Below are 15,769 nucleotides of genomic sequence, written 5' to 3'. Positions count from 1 at the left end.
CGACTGACCCGCGGATTTGAGTGACAACCATGCCAAAACGTACAGACATCAAAAGCATCCTGATTCTCGGCGCTGGCCCGATCGTGATCGGCCAGGCCTGTGAATTCGACTACTCCGGCGCCCAGGCTTGCAAAGCCCTGCGCGAGGAAGGTTTCCGCGTCATCCTGGTGAACTCCAACCCAGCCACCATCATGACCGACCCGGCCATGGCCGACGCCACCTACATCGAGCCGATCAAGTGGCAATCGGTGGCCAAGATCATCGAGAAAGAGCGCCCGGACGCGGTGCTGCCGACCATGGGTGGCCAGACCGCACTGAACTGCGCCCTGGACCTGGAGCGCCACGGCGTTCTGGAAAAATTCGGCGTAGAGATGATCGGTGCCAACGCCGACACCATCGACAAGGCCGAAGACCGTTCGCGCTTCGACAAGGCAATGAAGGACATCGGCCTGGAGTGCCCGCGCTCCGGTATCGCCCACAGCATGGAAGAGGCCAATGCGGTCCTCGAGAAGCTCGGCTTCCCATGCATCATTCGCCCATCGTTCACCATGGGCGGCACTGGCGGCGGTATCGCTTACAACCGTGAAGAATTTGAAGAAATCTGCACCCGTGGTCTGGACCTGTCGCCGACCAAAGAGCTGCTGATCGACGAATCGCTGATCGGCTGGAAAGAGTACGAGATGGAAGTGGTCCGCGACAAAAAGGACAACTGCATCATCGTCTGCTCGATCGAGAACTTCGACCCGATGGGCGTGCACACCGGCGACTCGATCACTGTTGCCCCGGCGCAGACCCTGACCGACAAGGAATACCAGATCATGCGCAACGCCTCGCTGGCGGTGCTGCGTGAAATCGGCGTCGAAACCGGCGGTTCCAACGTGCAGTTCGGTATCTGCCCGAACACCGGTCGCATGGTCGTCATCGAGATGAACCCGCGCGTATCGCGTTCGTCTGCCCTGGCGTCGAAGGCCACCGGCTTCCCGATCGCCAAGATCGCCGCCAAGCTGGCCATCGGTTACACCCTCGACGAACTGCAGAACGACATCACCGGCGGTCGCACCCCGGCGTCCTTCGAGCCGTCGATCGACTACGTCGTCACCAAGCTGCCGCGCTTCGCCTTCGAGAAATTCCCGAAAGCCGACGCCCGCCTGACCACCCAGATGAAATCTGTCGGTGAAGTCATGGCCATCGGCCGTACCTTCCAGGAATCCCTGCAGAAAGCCCTGCGCGGCCTGGAAGTCGGTGCCTGCGGCCTGGACCCGAAAGTCGACCTGGCCAGCCCAGAAGCTGCCAGCATCCTCAAGCGCGAGCTGACTGTGCCGGGTGCCGAGCGTATCTGGTACGTGGCCGACGCCATGCGTTCGGGCATGACCTGCGAAGAGATCTTCGCCCTGACCGGCATCGACATGTGGTTCCTGGTGCAGATGGAAGATCTGATCAAGGAAGAAGAAAAGGTCAAGACCCTGGCGCTGTCGGCTATCGACAAGGCCATGATGCTGCGCCTCAAGCGCAAAGGTTTCTCTGACCAGCGCCTGGCCGTTCTGCTCGGCATCACCGACAAGAACCTGCGCCGTCACCGCCACAAGCTGGAAGTGTTCCCGGTCTACAAGCGCGTCGACACTTGCGCCGCCGAGTTCGCCACCGACACCGCCTACCTGTACTCCACCTACGAGGAAGAGTGCGAGGCCAACCCGTCGACCCGCGACAAGATCATGATCCTGGGTGGCGGCCCTAACCGTATCGGCCAGGGCATCGAGTTCGACTACTGCTGCGTACACGCAGCCCTTGCGCTGCGTGAAGACGGTTACGAGACCATCATGGTCAACTGCAACCCGGAAACCGTCTCTACCGACTACGACACCTCCGACCGCCTGTACTTCGAGCCGCTGACCCTGGAAGACGTGCTGGAAGTCTGCCGCGTCGAGAAGCCGAAGGGCGTGATCGTCCACTACGGCGGCCAGACCCCGCTGAAACTGGCTCGCGCCCTGGAAGAAGCCGGCGTACCGATCATTGGTACCAGCCCGGATGCCATCGACCGTGCCGAAGACCGTGAGCGCTTCCAGCAGATGGTTCAGCGCCTGAACCTGCTGCAGCCGCCAAACGCTACCGTGCGCAGCGAAGACGAAGCCATCCGCGCTGCCGGCGGCATCGGTTACCCGCTGGTGGTTCGCCCGTCCTACGTACTGGGCGGCCGTGCCATGGAGATCGTCTACGAGCTGGACGAACTCAAGCGCTACCTGCGTGAAGCCGTACAAGTGTCCAACGACAGCCCGGTACTGCTCGACCACTTCCTCAACTGCGCCATCGAGATGGACGTGGATGCGGTCTGCGACGGCACCGACGTGGTGATCGGCGCGATCATGCAGCACATCGAACAGGCCGGCGTTCACTCCGGTGACTCGGCGTGCTCGCTGCCGCCGTACTCGCTGAGCCAGGATGTTCAGGACCAGGTTCGTGACCAGGTCAAGAAAATGGCCCTGGAGCTGGGCGTTGTCGGCCTGATGAACGTGCAGCTGGCCCTGCAGGGCGACAAGATCTACGTGATCGAAGTCAACCCGCGCGCCTCGCGTACCGTGCCGTTCGTTTCCAAGTGCATCGGCACCTCGCTGGCCATGATCGCTGCCCGCGTGATGGCGGGTAAGACCCTGAAAGAGCTGGGCTTCACCCAGGAAATCATCCCGAACTTCTACAGCGTCAAGGAAGCCGTCTTCCCGTTCGCCAAGTTCCCAGGGGTTGACCCGATCCTCGGCCCTGAGATGAAATCGACCGGTGAAGTCATGGGTGTCGGCGACAGCTTCGGTGAAGCGTTCGCCAAGGCCCAGATGGGTGCCAGCGAAGTGCTGCCGACTGGCGGTACCGCGTTCATCAGCGTGCGTGACGACGACAAGCCACAAGTGGCTGGCGTTGCCCGCGACCTGATCGCCCTGGGCTTCGAAGTGGTTGCCACTGCAGGTACCGCCAAGGTGATCGAGGCGGCCGGCCTGAAAGTGCGCCGCGTGAACAAAGTGACCGAAGGTCGCCCGCACGTGGTCGATATGATCAAGAACGACGAAGTATCGCTGATCATCAACACCACCGAAGGTCGCCAGTCGATCGCCGATTCCTACTCGATTCGTCGCAATGCGCTGCAGCACAAGATCTACTGCACCACTACTATTGCGGCCGGTGAAGCCATCTGCGAAGCGTTGAAATTCGGCCCTGAAAAGACCGTTCGTCGCTTGCAGGATCTGCATGCAGGACTCAAAGCATGAGCATTACCAAGTACCCGATGACCGTCCAGGGCGCTCGCGCCCTGGAAGAGGAGCACCTGTTCCTGAGCAAGACCGAGCGCCCGCGCCTGAGCCAGGCTATCGGTGAGGCGCGTGAGCTGGGCGACCTCAAGGAAAACGCCGAATACCATGCCGCTCGTGAAGAGCAGGGCATGGTCGAGGCGCGTATCCGTGATATCGAAGGCCGCCTGCAGAACGCGGTGGTGATCGACGTGACCACCATTGCCCATACCGGCAAGGTCATCTTCGGTACCACTGTGGAGCTGGCTAACACCGAGACCGACGAACGGGTGAAATACCAGATCGTCGGTGAAGATGAAGCCGACGTGAAGAAGGGCAAGCTTTCGAGCAGCGCCCCTATTGCCCGTGCGATCATCGGCAAGGAAGAAGGCGACGTCGTCGTCATCAAGACGCCAAGTGGCACGGTCGAGTACGAGATTGTCGAAGTCCAGCACATCTGACAGGCGCTTGCGGGCGCCATCCCTCGAGGGGATCCTCTGGCAGTTGGCCCAGGTTTTCTGGGTCGGCGGCCTGTGGGTGTTCCATGTTGGGCTGGTGCCTGCGCTCAAGGTCAGTGGCCTGGCACCCTTGCTGGTGCAGGACATCGCCGGGCAGATCGACCGCTGGTTGATTGGTGTGGCGTTGTTGGGGTTATTGACCCAAATGGCCGTGTTGGCAAGGGTGGATGGCCTGGCGGCCTGGTGGCGGCAATTTCGCGGCCAGATGCTGCTGCTCGGGTTTGCAGCCTGCGTGGGGTATTACACTTTGCGCTACGGCATTTCGGTCGGCGAGCGCTGGCAGATGTTCTGTTTCCTGGTGCTGGGTTTTTCCGGCATCGTGCTGGTGGCCCAACCGGTACCGGTCAGGGCGCGCAAGGCGCGCCACTGATCGGCGCCACCCTTACTTGTAGCGGTGGATGTTGGACAGCTGCTTGTTCGGCTGTGGGTTCTTGCGATAGATCAGCGCTTTCTTGCCGATGGTCTGCACCAGCTCGGCGCGGCCAGCCTTGCACAGAGCTGCGATGGTTTCGGCGCGCTCTTCACGATCTTCCGAACGAATTTCGACCTTGATCAGCTCATGGTCCACCAGGGCGCGTTCCAGTTCGCCGATCACGCCTTCATTCAAACCGTTGCCAGCAACGATCAGGACCGGCTTCAGGTCATGACCAATGGACTTGTATTGCTTCTTCTGCTCGTTATTGAGCGGCATAATCTGACCCTTTCCGTCTGATTCTGTAAAATTGACCGGCATTTTACCCGAGGGCCACCGGCTCCGCCCAGTCAATCACGACGCATATCATCGAGGTGCCCCGTGGTACAACGTTCCAAAAGCAGCGCAAACTGGTTGCGCGAGCATTTCAATGACCCTTTTGTAAAACAGGCGCAGAAGGATGGCTACCGCTCGCGCGCGAGCTACAAACTGCTGGAGATCCAGGAAAAAGACCGCCTGATCCGCCCTGGCATGAGTGTGATCGACCTGGGCGCGGCCCCGGGCGGGTGGTCGCAGGTGACCAGTCGTCTGATTGGTGGCCAAGGCCGGTTGATCGCCTCCGACATCCTGGAAATGGACTCGATTCCGGACGTGACCTTCATTCAGGGCGACTTCACCACGGACGAAGTGCTGCAGCAGATCCTCGAAGCTGTCGGTGATTCGCACGTAGACCTTGTGATTTCCGACATGGCCCCCAATATGAGTGGTACGCCTGAAGTGGACATGCCGCGCGCCATGTTCCTCTGTGAGTTGGCACTTGACCTGGCAACTCGCGTGCTCAAGCCGGGTGGTGACTTCCTCATCAAGATTTTCCAGGGCGAAGGCTTCGACATGTACCTGAAGGACGTGCGTACCAAGTTCGACAAGGTGCAGATGCGCAAACCGTCCTCTTCGCGTGATCGTTCGCGTGAACAGTACCTGCTGGGCAAGGGCTTCAAAGGCGTATGAAAGGCGTGCTACGGGGTGGCCGATAGTTATTTCCAATCGGCAGTCCCGTCTGGATCGTCCGAACTTCGTGTAGTCTAGGTTTCACAAAGGGTTACAGACGGTGCCTGCGGATGCGTAGGTAATGTAGTAAGTTAGGGCGATGAATATCATGCGAGGCACGGCTGCGTCGTGCGCCGGCCTCAGAGGGTAGCGAATTGAACGACATGGCAAAGAATCTGATCCTGTGGTTGATCATCGCAGCTGTCCTGGTGACAGTGATGAACAACTTCTCCAGCCCTAACGAGCCGCAGACCCTCAACTACTCCGACTTCATCCAGCAGGTCAAGGATGGCAAGGTCGAGCGTGTGACCGTCGACGGCTACATCATTACCGGCAAGCGTGCCGACGGTGACAACTTCAAGACCGTTCGCCCGGCCATCACCGATAACGGCCTGATCGGCGATTTGGTCGACAACCATGTGGTCGTCGAAGGCAAGCAGCCAGAACAGCAGAGCATCTGGACTCAGCTGCTGGTGGCAAGCTTCCCGATCCTGGTGATCATCGCCGTGTTCATGTTCTTCATGCGCCAGATGCAAGGCGGTGCAGGCGGCAAGGGCGGGCCGATGAGCTTCGGCAAGAGCAAGGCGCGCCTGCTGTCCGAAGACCAGGTCAAGACCACCCTGGCTGACGTTGCAGGTTGCGACGAAGCCAAGGAAGAGGTCGGCGAGTTGGTCGAATTCCTGCGCGATCCGGGCAAGTTCCAGCGCCTGGGTGGCCGCATCCCGCGCGGCGTGCTGATGGTCGGCCCGCCCGGTACCGGTAAAACCCTGCTGGCCAAGGCCATCGCCGGTGAAGCCAAGGTGCCGTTCTTCACCATTTCCGGTTCGGACTTCGTCGAAATGTTCGTCGGCGTCGGTGCAAGCCGCGTCCGCGACATGTTCGAGCAGGCCAAGAAGCACGCGCCATGCATCATCTTCATCGACGAAATCGACGCCGTCGGTCGCCACCGTGGCGCCGGCATGGGCGGCGGTCACGACGAGCGTGAGCAGACCCTCAACCAGCTGCTGGTAGAGATGGACGGCTTTGAAATGAACGATGGCATCATCGTCATCGCAGCTACCAACCGTCCTGACGTTCTCGACCCGGCACTGCTGCGCCCCGGTCGCTTCGACCGCCAGGTTGTGGTGGGCCTGCCGGACATTCGTGGCCGTGAGCAGATCCTCAAGGTGCACATGCGCAAGGTGCCGGTTGGCGAGAACGTCAACCCGGCGGTCATTGCCCGTGGTACTCCTGGCTTCTCCGGTGCCGACCTGGCCAACCTGGTCAACGAGGCTTCGCTGTTTGCCGCGCGTTCCAACAAGCGCCTGGTCGAGATGAAAGAATTCGAACTGGCAAAAGACAAGATCATGATGGGTGCCGAGCGCAAGACCATGGTCATGTCCGAGAAAGAAAAGAAAAACACCGCCTATCACGAGGCCGGTCACGCCATTGTCGGCCGCCTGGTGCCTGAGCACGATCCGGTCTACAAGGTTTCGATCATTCCTCGTGGTCGTGCTCTGGGTGTAACCATGTTCCTCCCCGAGGAGGACCGCTACAGCCTCTCCAAGCGTGCGCTGATCAGTCAGATCTGCTCGCTGTACGGTGGCCGTATCGCCGAAGAAATGACCCTGGGCTTCGACGGTGTTACCACCGGTGCCTCCAACGACATCATGCGCGCCAGCCAGATTGCCCGGAACATGGTCACCAAGTGGGGCCTGTCCGAAAAGCTCGGCCCGCTGATGTATGCAGAAGAAGAGGGTGAGGTATTCCTCGGTCGCAGCGCTGGCAGCCAACACGCCAGCGTGTCCGGCGAGACGGCCAAGCTGATCGACTCCGAAGTGCGCAGCATCATCGACCAGTGCTATGCCACGGCCAAGCAGCTGCTGATCGACAACCGCGATAAGCTCGAAGCAATGACCGAAGCGCTTATGAAGTACGAGACCATCGATGCCGATCAGATCGACGACATCATGGCCGGTCGTACGCCGCGCGAACCGCGTGACTGGGATGACGACAAAGACTCGGGTACGCCTGCTGCCCAGAATGATCGTCCTGAATCGCCGATTGGCGGCCCAGCGGCTCAACACTAAGGGCGTATATGAGCTCCACGTTGTACCCTGCCCGGTTGCTTTGCGGCAACCGGGTTCTTGATTTGTCCCGTACCCATGTCATGGGTATCCTCAATATCACGCCTGATTCCTTCTCCGACGGTGGGCGCTTCAGTCAACGCGACGAGGCGCTGCGTCATGCCGAAGCGATGGTTGCGGCAGGGGCGACATTGATCGACATTGGTGGCGAGTCGACTCGCCCCGGTGCGCGGGCAGTGTCCGTAACCGAGGAGCTAGAGCGCGTAGCGCCGATGGTCGAGGCCATCAATAGTCGCCTCGATGTGGTTATCTCGGTCGATACTTCAACCCCTGCGGTCATGCGTGAATCGGCCCGGCTAGGTGCCGGCCTGATCAACGATGTGCGCGCCCTGGAGCGCGACGGCGCCCTGGATGCCGCAGCCGATACCGGCCTGCCTGTGTGCCTGATGCACATGCGTGGCGAGCCGGGAAATATGCAGGACGATCCGCACTACGAAGATGTAACCGTTGATGTAACACGCTATCTTGAACAGCGGATGGTCGCGTGCGCAGCGGCGGGCATCGGTGCCGAACGGATCATTCTCGACCCAGGCTTCGGGTTCGCCAAGACCTTGGCGCACAACCTCAGCCTGTTCAAACACATGGAAGCGCTCTATCGCCTTGGGCGCCCACTGCTGGTGGGCGTTTCACGCAAGAGCATGATCGGCCTGACGTTGGATCGTCCGGTCGGTGAGCGACTGTACGGCAGTCTCGCGCTGGCGGCATTGGCCATGACCAAAGGCGCTAGCATCCTGCGCGTCCATGATGTGGCTGAAACCGCCGATGTCGTGCGCATGATTGCCGCAGTACAGAACGCCGAATAAGAACATTGGAGTCCCTATGAGCAGAAAATATTTTGGTACCGACGGCATTCGTGGCCGCGTCGGCGAATATCCGATCACCCCGGACTTCATGCTGAAGCTGGGCTGGGCGGCCGGTATGGCTTTCCGTAAGCAGGGTCATTGCCGCGTGCTGGTGGGCAAGGACACGCGAATCTCCGGTTACATGTTCGAGTCCGCGCTTGAAGCCGGCCTTTCTGCTGCGGGCGCTGACGTGATGCTGCTTGGGCCGATGCCGACCCCGGCCATCGCCTACCTGACTCGCACTTTCCATGCTGAGGCAGGGATTGTCATCAGTGCCTCGCACAACCCGCACGATGATAACGGCATCAAGTTCTTCTCGGGGCAGGGGACCAAGCTGCCGGACGAAGTTGAGCTGATGATCGAGGAGTTGCTCGATCAGCCGATGACGGTTGTCGATTCGAGCAAGCTGGGCAAGGTTTCGCGTATCAACGATGCCGCTGGCCGCTACATCGAATTCTGCAAGAGCAGTGTGCCGACCAGCACCAGCTTCGAGGGCCTCAAGCTGGTGGTCGATTGCGCCCATGGCGCAACGTACAAGGTCGCGCCGAGCGTGTTCCGTGAGCTGGGCGCGGACGTCACGGTGCTGCATGCGCAGCCCGACGGTCTCAACATCAACGAGGGGTGTGGATCGACCCATATCGAATCGTTGCAGGCCGCCGTACTGGTGGGGCATGCCGATCTGGGCATCGCTTTCGACGGTGATGGCGACCGGGTGCTGATGGTCGACCATACCGGCGCCATCGTCGACGGCGACGAGTTGCTGTTCATCATCGCCCGCGACCTGCACGAGCGGGGCAAACTGCAGGGTGGCGTGGTCGGCACGCTGATGAGCAACCTGGGGCTGGAACTGGCGCTCAAGGACCTGGATATCCCGTTCGTGCGGGCCAAGGTCGGCGACCGTTACGTCATGGCTGAGCTGCTTGAGCGCAACTGGCTGGTGGGTGGCGAAAACTCAGGGCATGTCGTGTGCTGCAATCACACTACCACCGGTGACGCGATTATCGCCGCGCTGCAGGTACTACTGGCCCTGAAGCGCCGTGGTGAAACTCTGGCACAGGCCCGCCAGGCTCTGCGCAAGTGCCCACAGGTGCTGATCAACGTGCGCTTCGGCGCGAGCAAGGTCGACCCGCTGGAGCATCCGGCGGTCAAGGAAGCCAGTGCCAAGGCGACCGAGGACATGGCGGGGCGTGGGCGCGTGCTGTTGCGCAAGTCAGGCACCGAGCCACTGGTGCGGGTGATGGTCGAAGGCGACGACGAAAATCAGGTGCGCGGGCATGCCGAAGCCCTGGCCAAGCTGGTCGCTGAAGTTTGTATCTGAATTGGGCTTGCCAGCGCAGATCGGGTTGGGTAAGATCTGCGCCCACTTTGACCGACGAGGTAAAGCATGCGTCGCCCCATGGTAGCTGGTAACTGGAAGATGCACGGTACCCGCGCCAGCGTCGCTGAGCTGATCCAGGGTTTGGGCAATATGTCCGTGCCACACGGTGTTGAAGTCGCGGTGTTTCCGCCCGCACTGTTCATCAATCAGGTTGTTGATGGGCTGCAGGGTAAGGGAATTACTGTCGGAGCACAGAATTCTGCGGTACAGCCCGAGCAGGGCGCGTTGACTGGTGAAGTTGCGCCGAGTCAGCTGGTTGAAGCAGGTTGCAAGTTGGTGTTGATTGGCCACTCCGAGCGCCGCCAGATTATTGGTGAAAGTGAAGAAGTGCTGAAAGACAAGTTTGCAGCCGCTCAACGGAGTGGTTTAATGCCGGTGCTCTGCGTAGGGGAAACTCTCGAAGAGCGCGAGGCGGGCAAGACGCTTGAAGTTGTCGGGCGTCAACTAAGCAGTATCATCGACGCGTGCGGTGTTAAGGCTTTTGCCAATGCAGTTATTGCTTATGAGCCGGTTTGGGCCATTGGCACAGGTTTGACGGCTTCGCCTCAACAAGCTCAGGATGTGCATGCAGCCATTCGGGCACAGTTGGCGGCCGAAGACGCCGAAGTTGCAGAAAACGTGCAGCTTCTCTACGGTGGTAGCGTGAAGGCGGCCAATGCGGCCGAACTGTTCGGCATGCCGGATATCGATGGGGGGCTCATTGGTGGAGCATCCCTGAACGCAGACGAATTCGGTGCAATTTGTCGCGCCGCAGGAAACTGAACAAATGCTGGAAACAGTCATCGTTGTTTTTCATCTGTTGGCAGCGCTGTCGCTTGTAGTGCTGGTGCTGTTGCAACAGGGTAAAGGTGCGGAAGCGGGTGCATCTTTCGGCGCAGGTGCTTCTAATACTGTGTTCGGAAGTCAAGGCTCGGCAACGTTCCTAAGTAAATTCACTGCAATACTCGCTGCCACTTTCTTTTTGACAGCACTTGGGTTAGGATACTTCGCGAAGCAACAAGCTCACCAGCTTAGCCAAGCAGGTCTTCCAGATCCCGCGGTATTGGAAGTGAAAGAGCAAAAGCCGGCAGTCAATGATGATGTACCGGTGCTCCAGCAGCAGAAGAGTGAAACCACCAACTCTGGTGATGTACCTCCTCCGGCAGAAGAGCAGAAGTAACGGGTTTCAAATGTAGTATTGCCGAGGTGGTGGAATTGGTAGACACGCAACCTTGAGGTGGTTGTGCCCATAGGGTGTAGGGGTTCGAGTCCCCTTCTCGGTACCAATTAAAGCTTGAGAGCCCGCTTTAGCGGGCTTTCTTGCAGGTGGAGGTTGGATTGACCCGGCAATGGGTTCGGTCTTATACTTTCGCCCCAGCTTTGTCGCGGGGTGGAGCAGCTTGGTAGCTCGTCGGGCTCATAACCCGAAGGTCGTTGGTTCAAATCCAGCCCCCGCAACCAGCTTCAGCGGAGCCCCTTTTCAGGGGCTTTTTGCTAGCCGAACAGTTTTCGGCGTCGTTGTCCAACGGCGCTTTCAGGGATGGGCGCTTCGCCCATTTTTCATTTGCACAGCATGCACGAGGGGGTTCAGGTGTCGAGCAAGCTAGAACAGTTGCAGGCCTTGTTGGCCCCGGTTGTCGAGGGTCTGGGCTATCAGTGCTGGGGGATCGAGTACGTTTCCCAGGGTAAGCATTCGGTATTGCGCATCTACATCGACAAGGAAGGCGGCATCCTGGTGGAAGACTGCGAAGCGGTCAGCCGACAGGCCAGCGCCATTCTCGATGTGGAAGATCCGATCAGCAGTGAATACACCCTTGAGGTGTCCTCTCCTGGCATGGATCGCCCACTGTTCACACTGGAACAGTTTGCCTCGCATGCCGGCGAACAAGTAAAGATCAAGCTGCGCTCACCCTTCGAGGGTCGTCGTAACTTCCAGGGTCTTCTCCGCGGTGTGGAGGAGCAGGATGTGGTGGTCCAGGTGGACAATCAAGAGTTCCTGTTGCCGATCGACTCGATCGACAAGGCCAATATTATTCCCAGTTTTGACTGAGACGTGCCGGGCCCGGCGGACTATCCGGGCCCAATGGCTTGCGCAAGGCGAGGCGTACGATGAGCAAAGAAGTACTGCTGGTTGTTGAATCGGTATCCAACGAAAAAGGTGTACCGCCCGGCGTCATTTTCGAAGCGCTGGAAGTGGCCCTGGCTACTGCAACCAAAAAACGTTTTGAAGACGAAGTCGATCTGCGTGTGGAAATCAACCGCCACACCGGTAGCTATGAGACGTTCCGTCGCTGGACCGTGGTCGACGAGAACGACCTGGACGATCCGGCGATCGAAACCTGGCTGGACAAGATCAAGGACACTCACCCGGAAGCGAAAGTGGGTGATGTGATCGAAGAAAAGATCGAGTCCATCGAGTTCGGTCGTATCGCCGCCCAGACCGCCAAGCAGGTCATCGTGCAGAAGGTCCGTGAGGCCGAGCGCGCCCAGGTGGTCGACGCCTACCGCGAACGCGTTGGCGAGATCATCTCCGGCACCGTGAAAAAGGTCACCCGCGACAACGTCATCGTCGACCTGGGCAACAACGCTGAAGCGCTGCTGGCCCGCGAAGACATCATTCCACGTGAGACCTTCCGGGTTGGCGTGCGCCTGCGCGCGCTGCTCAAGGAGATCCGCACCGAGAACCGTGGTCCACAGCTGATCTTGTCGCGCACTGCGCCACAGATGCTGATCGAGCTGTTCCGCATCGAAGTGCCGGAAATCGCCGAAGGCCTCATCGAAGTCATGGCCGCCTCCCGTGATCCGGGGTCGCGTGCCAAGATCGCCGTCCGCTCCAAGGACAAGCGTATCGATCCGCAAGGTGCCTGTATCGGCATGCGTGGTTCGCGCGTCCAGGCCGTATCCGGAGAGTTGGGTGGTGAGCGTGTGGATATCGTCCTGTGGGACGATAACCCGGCGCAATTTGTCATCAACGCCATGTCGCCGGCCGAAGTCGCGGCGATCATCGTTGATGAAGATGCCCATGCAATGGACATCGCCGTCGCCGAGGACAACCTGGCCCAGGCCATTGGCCGTGGCGGTCAGAACGTTCGTCTGGCCAGTCAACTGACTGCCTGGACCCTGAACGTGATGACCGAGAAGGACATCCAGGCCAAGCAGCAGGCAGAAACCGGTGACATCCTGCGCAATTTCATCGATGAACTGGAAGTCGACGAGGAGCTGGCCCAAGTGCTGGTCGACGAAGGCTTTACCAGCCTCGAAGAAATTGCCTACGTACCGTTGGAAGAAATGCTCAACATCGATGGCTTTGACGAAGATATCGTCAATGAGCTCCGCGCTCGAGCCAAGGACCGTTTGTTGACCAAGGCCATCGCTACCGAAGAAAAACTGGCAGACGCCCATCCGGCCGAAGACCTGCTCTCCCTCGAGGGCATGGACAAGGACCTGGCGGCGGAACTGGCGGTGCGCGGCGTGGTTAACCGCGAAGACCTGGCCGAGCAGTCGATTGACGACCTGCTCGACATCGACGGCATCGACGAAGAGCGTGCCGGCAAGTTGATCATGGCCGCCCGAGCCCACTGGTTCGAGTAATTAGGCGCGGCCTGAGGAGAGAAGTGCATGACGCAAGTCACGGTGAAAGAACTGGCCCAAGAGGTCGAGGCACCGGTTGAGCGCCTGCTGCAGCAGATGCGTGAGGCAGGTCTGCCGCACACCGACGCCGGTCAGGTAGTGACCGACAATGAGAAGCAGACGCTGCTGACTCATTTGAAGAGCAGCCACAAGAGCAAGGCGGAAGAGCCGCGCAAGATTACCTTGCAGCGCAAGACCACCAGCACCCTGCGTGTCGCCGGTAGCAAAAGCATCAGCGTAGAAGTACGCAAGAAGAAAGTATTCGTTCAGCGCAGCCCGGAAGAAATCCAGGCTGAGCAGAAGCGTGAGCAGGACGAGCGCCGCGCGGCTGAAAATGCCGCTCGCGACAAGGTCGAAGCGCAAGTGCGTGAGCGCAACGAAGAGCAGGCCCGTCGCCAGTCGACCGAAGCTGCTGCCGCTGCACCAGCGCCGGCTGCCAAGGCTGCTCCGGCCCCTGCCGCTGCCCCGGCTCCGGTAGTCGCTGACGCACCTGCGTCGGAAGACGCCGCTGCCCGTGCCGCAGAGCGCAAAAAGGACGAGACCCGTCGCAACGAAAGCCGCACTCGCGATGACGACCGTCGCCGTGGTGAGGCCCCGCGTGTGTCGATCAAGGTCAAAGTCAAGGAGAAGGAAAAGGCGCCGACTCCACGTGCCGCTCCGCGCACTACCGACGAAGAGAGCGATGGCGGTCGTCGTGGTCGTGGTGGCAAGAGCAAGCTGAAAAAGCGTAACGCGCATGGCTTCCAGAACCCGACCGGCCCCGTCATCCGTGACGTGACCATCGGCGAGACCATCACGGTTTCCGAGCTGGCCAACCAGATGTCCGTCAAGGGCGCTGAAGTGGTCAAGTTCATGTTCAAGATGGGTACTCCGGTCACCATCAACCAGGTGCTCGACCAGGAAACCGCTCAGCTGATCGCAGAAGAGCTGGGCCACAAGGTCACGCTGATCAGCGACACCGCCCTGGAAGACTCTCTGGCCGAATCGCTGAAGTTCGAAGGCAAAGCCGAATCGCGCGCCCCGGTCGTTACCGTCATGGGTCACGTTGACCATGGTAAAACCTCGCTGCTCGACTACATCCGTCGTGCCAAGGTTGCCGCTGGCGAAGCCGGTGGTATCACCCAGCACATCGGTGCCTACCACGTGGAAACCGACCGCGGCATGGTCACCTTCCTCGATACCCCAGGCCACGCTGCATTCACCCAGATGCGTGCCCGTGGTGCCAAGGCGACCGACATCGTCATCCTGGTGGTGGCGGCGGACGACGGCGTGATGCCGCAGACCCGTGAAGCTGTTCAGCATGCCAAGGCAGCTGGCGTTCCGCTGGTCGTTGCAGTGAACAAGATCGACAAGCCGGGTGCCGACCTCGATCGCATCCGTAACGAGCTGTCCGTCGAAGGCGTGACTTCCGAGGAATGGGGTGGTGACACGCCGTTCGTCAAGGTTTCGGCGAAGATGGGTACCGGTGTCGACGAGCTGCTTGAAGCCGTGTTGCTGCAGGCCGAAGTTCTCGAACTGACCGCTACGCCGACCGCTCCAGGTCGTGGCGTGGTCGTCGAATCGCGTCTGGACAAGGGCCGTGGCCCAGTGGCGACCATCCTGGTTCAGGACGGTACCCTGCGTCAGGGCGACATGGTCCTGTGCGGTTCCAACTATGGCCGCGTACGTGCCATGCTCGACGAGAACGGCAAGCCTGTGAAGGAAGCCGGCCCGTCGATCCCGGTCGAGATCCTCGGCCTCGACGGTACCCCGGAAGCCGGTGACGAGCTGTCCGTGGTTGCCGACGAGAAGAAAGCCCGCGAAGTTGCCCTGTTCCGTCAAGGCAAGTACCGCGAGGTCAAGCTGGCCCGTGCTCACGCCGGCAAGCTGGAAAACATCTTCGAGACCATGGGTCAGGAAGAGAAGAAGACCCTCAACATCGTCCTCAAGACCGACGTGCGCGGTTCCCTGGAAGCACTGCAGGGTTCGCTCGGCGGCCTGGGCAACGACGAAGTTCAGGTTCGCGTCATCGGTGGCGGCGTCGGTGGTATCACCGAGAGCGATGCCAACCTGGCGCTGGCGTCCAACGCGGTGCTGTTCGGCTTCAACGTGCGTGCCGATGCCGGTGCGCGCAAGATCGTCGAGCAGGAAGGTCTGGATATGCGTTACTACAACGTAATCTACGACATCATCGAAGACGTCAAGAAAGCCCTGACCGGCATGCTCGGCAGCGATGTTCGCGAGAACATCCTGGGTGTCGCCGAAGTGCGTGACGTGTTCCGTTCGCCGAAGTTCGGCGCCATCGCTGGCTGTATGGTCATCGAGGGTACCGTATACCGCAACCGTCCGATCCGCGTACTGCGCGACGACGTTGTGATCTTCGAAGGCGAGCTGGAATCGCTGCGTCGCTTCAAGGACGACGCTTCCGAAGTGCGTTCGGGCATGGAGTGCGGTATTGGCGTCAAGAGCTACAACGACGTCAAGGTCGGCGACAAGATCGAAGTCTTCGAGAAAGTCCAGGTTGCTCGTACCCTTTAAGGGCGGGCATGGCGCCAGCCCCCGCCGCAGGGCGGTGGGCAGCGCCTCAGT

Annotated in this window: 13 protein-coding genes and 2 tRNA genes; 14 read left to right on the top strand and 1 reads right to left on the bottom strand. The window is 60.1% G+C overall.

The genetic code is table 11. The features are described from left to right. Window positions 1-29 precede the first annotated feature (29 nt). From carB to ACIQUF_RS22050, 3 genes are read left to right on the top strand one after another with little or no spacing between them, the layout of a single operon-like run. Window positions 30-3,251, top strand: coding sequence for a carbamoyl-phosphate synthase large subunit (gene carB / locus ACIQUF_RS22060; RefSeq protein ID WP_403135423.1), 3,222 nt, complete (start codon window positions 30-32; stop codon window positions 3,249-3,251). After that, entirely contained in the window at window positions 3,248-3,730 is a 483-nt protein-coding gene (gene greA, locus ACIQUF_RS22055) for a transcription elongation factor GreA (RefSeq protein WP_400798502.1), read from the top strand. Before carB ends, greA begins: the two co-directional genes overlap by 4 nt. Next, window positions 3,708-4,157, top strand: coding sequence for an MFS transporter (locus ACIQUF_RS22050; protein ID WP_403135421.1), 450 nt, complete (start codon window positions 3,708-3,710; stop codon window positions 4,155-4,157). Before greA ends, ACIQUF_RS22050 begins: the two co-directional genes overlap by 23 nt. Before the next feature lie 12 nt (window positions 4,158-4,169). On the opposite strand, the gene yhbY is transcribed toward ACIQUF_RS22050, so the two are convergent. Continuing rightward, window positions 4,170-4,478 carry a ribosome assembly RNA-binding protein YhbY gene (gene yhbY, locus ACIQUF_RS22045; protein ID WP_403135419.1) on the bottom strand — a complete coding sequence of 103 codons (309 nt, stop codon included), beginning with the start codon at window positions 4,476-4,478 and terminating at the stop codon, window positions 4,170-4,172. Between the two features lie 102 nt (window positions 4,479-4,580). Here yhbY and rlmE point away from each other — a divergent pair, with 102 nt between their 5' ends. The 11 genes from rlmE (at window position 4,581) to infB (ending at window position 15,718) form a co-directional block, all read left to right on the top strand. Beyond that, the gene (rlmE, locus tag ACIQUF_RS22040) at window positions 4,581-5,207 is read left to right on the top strand and encodes a 23S rRNA (uridine(2552)-2'-O)-methyltransferase RlmE (RefSeq protein WP_400798500.1); all 627 of its coding nucleotides are present in this window, start codon (window positions 4,581-4,583) and stop codon (window positions 5,205-5,207) included. Between the two features lie 203 nt (window positions 5,208-5,410). Next, the gene (ftsH, locus tag ACIQUF_RS22035) at window positions 5,411-7,315 is read left to right on the top strand and encodes an ATP-dependent zinc metalloprotease FtsH (RefSeq protein ID WP_159408802.1); all 1,905 of its coding nucleotides are present in this window, start codon (window positions 5,411-5,413) and stop codon (window positions 7,313-7,315) included. Between the two features lie 8 nt (window positions 7,316-7,323). Further along, entirely contained in the window at window positions 7,324-8,175 is an 852-nt protein-coding gene (folP, locus tag ACIQUF_RS22030; protein WP_403135415.1) for a dihydropteroate synthase, read from the top strand. 16 nt (window positions 8,176-8,191) lie between these two features. Next, window positions 8,192-9,532 carry a phosphoglucosamine mutase gene (gene glmM / locus ACIQUF_RS22025; protein ID WP_403135414.1) on the top strand — a complete coding sequence of 447 codons (1,341 nt, stop codon included), beginning with the start codon at window positions 8,192-8,194 and terminating at the stop codon, window positions 9,530-9,532. A 66-nt stretch (window positions 9,533-9,598) separates the two neighbouring features. After that, complete coding sequence (gene tpiA, locus ACIQUF_RS22020) at window positions 9,599-10,354, top strand: triose-phosphate isomerase (protein WP_403135411.1); 756 nt, start codon at window positions 9,599-9,601, stop codon at window positions 10,352-10,354. A 4-nt stretch (window positions 10,355-10,358) separates the two neighbouring features. Next, entirely contained in the window at window positions 10,359-10,751 is a 393-nt protein-coding gene (secG, locus tag ACIQUF_RS22015; protein ID WP_400798488.1) for a preprotein translocase subunit SecG, read from the top strand. A 20-nt stretch (window positions 10,752-10,771) separates the two neighbouring features. Continuing rightward, window positions 10,772-10,857: transfer RNA gene (locus ACIQUF_RS22010), tRNA-Leu, on the top strand. Window positions 10,858-10,955: 98 nt separating this feature from the next. Further along, window positions 10,956-11,032, top strand: a tRNA-Met gene (locus ACIQUF_RS22005). 130 nt (window positions 11,033-11,162) lie between these two features. Beyond that, window positions 11,163-11,621: a ribosome maturation factor RimP gene (gene rimP / locus ACIQUF_RS22000; protein ID WP_012274245.1), complete on the top strand. Its 459-nt coding sequence runs from the start codon at window positions 11,163-11,165 to the stop codon at window positions 11,619-11,621. A 59-nt stretch (window positions 11,622-11,680) separates the two neighbouring features. After that, window positions 11,681-13,162 (top strand): transcription termination factor NusA, encoded by a 1,482-nt coding sequence (gene nusA / locus ACIQUF_RS21995; RefSeq protein ID WP_403135406.1) that lies wholly within the window; start codon window positions 11,681-11,683, stop codon window positions 13,160-13,162. Window positions 13,163-13,189: 27 nt separating this feature from the next. Further along, window positions 13,190-15,718 carry a translation initiation factor IF-2 gene (gene infB, locus ACIQUF_RS21990; protein ID WP_403135405.1) on the top strand — a complete coding sequence of 843 codons (2,529 nt, stop codon included), beginning with the start codon at window positions 13,190-13,192 and terminating at the stop codon, window positions 15,716-15,718. The last annotated feature ends 51 nt before the right edge of the window (window positions 15,719-15,769 follow it).

Source organism: Pseudomonas sp. NPDC090233, assembly GCF_044772285.1.
Lineage (GTDB): Bacteria > Pseudomonadota > Gammaproteobacteria > Pseudomonadales > Pseudomonadaceae > Aquipseudomonas.
The sequence above is the reverse complement of the archived record's forward strand: the minus strand, read 5'-3'. Positions and strand labels throughout refer to the sequence as shown.

Coding starts and splice junctions, on each gene's coding strand:
- carB (WP_403135423.1), top strand. CDS start 30: ATGCCAAAACGTACAGACATCAAAAGCATCCTGATTCTCGGCGCTGGC.
- greA (WP_400798502.1), top strand. CDS start 3,248: ATGAGCATTACCAAGTACCCGATGACCGTCCAGGGCGCTCGCGCCCTG.
- yhbY (WP_403135419.1), bottom strand. CDS start 4,478: ATGCCGCTCAATAACGAGCAGAAGAAGCAATACAAGTCCATTGGTCAT.
- ftsH (WP_159408802.1), top strand. CDS start 5,411: ATGGCAAAGAATCTGATCCTGTGGTTGATCATCGCAGCTGTCCTGGTG.
- folP (WP_403135415.1), top strand. CDS start 7,324: ATGAGCTCCACGTTGTACCCTGCCCGGTTGCTTTGCGGCAACCGGGTT.
- glmM (WP_403135414.1), top strand. CDS start 8,192: ATGAGCAGAAAATATTTTGGTACCGACGGCATTCGTGGCCGCGTCGGC.
- tpiA (WP_403135411.1), top strand. CDS start 9,599: ATGCGTCGCCCCATGGTAGCTGGTAACTGGAAGATGCACGGTACCCGC.
- secG (WP_400798488.1), top strand. CDS start 10,359: ATGCTGGAAACAGTCATCGTTGTTTTTCATCTGTTGGCAGCGCTGTCG.
- nusA (WP_403135406.1), top strand. CDS start 11,681: ATGAGCAAAGAAGTACTGCTGGTTGTTGAATCGGTATCCAACGAAAAA.
- infB (WP_403135405.1), top strand. CDS start 13,190: ATGACGCAAGTCACGGTGAAAGAACTGGCCCAAGAGGTCGAGGCACCG.